Origin of the sequence: Ramlibacter sp. WS9 (genome assembly GCF_003797765.1) — a bacterium.
Classification (GTDB): Bacteria; Pseudomonadota; Gammaproteobacteria; order Burkholderiales; family Burkholderiaceae_C; genus Ramlibacter.
On record NZ_RKMB01000141.1, the window covers coordinates 1 to 461 of the forward strand.

The 461-nt window shown below is 63.8% G+C and carries 1 protein-coding gene; it reads right to left on the reverse strand.

The window, feature by feature from the left end; genetic code table 11:
- A partial coding sequence (gene era / locus EEB15_RS33345; protein WP_141514266.1) for a GTPase Era occupies positions 1–461 on the reverse strand: 461 nt, incomplete at both ends.

Genomic DNA, 461 nt, shown 5'->3' on the forward strand with positions numbered 1-461 from the left:
GAAGAAGTGCTCGCTTTCCGGCAGACGCTCGGCGACCAGCTTCTCCAGCACGTCCAGGTTGGTCCCGTGCTGCGCCGAGATCGGTACTACCTCGGCCTTCGGCAACTGCTGGGTGAGCCATTCGAGGTGCGGCAGCAGGTCGGCCTTCTCCTCTATGCGGTCGGTCTTGTTCACCGCGATCAGCACCGGGCAACTGACGTACTGCACGCGCTCCAGGACCATCTGGTCCTCTTCGGTCCAGCGGGTGCGGTCGACCACGAAGATCACCACGTCGACATCCTTCAATGCCGCGCTGGCGGTACGGTTCATGTAGCGGTTGAGGGCCTTCTCGCCGCTCTTGTGCAGGCCGGGCGTATCGACGTAGACGGCCTGCACCTCGCCCTCGGTCTTGATCCCGAGCATGTTGTGACGGGTGGTCTGCGGCTTGCGCGAGGTGATCGCCAGCTTCTGCCCGAGGATGT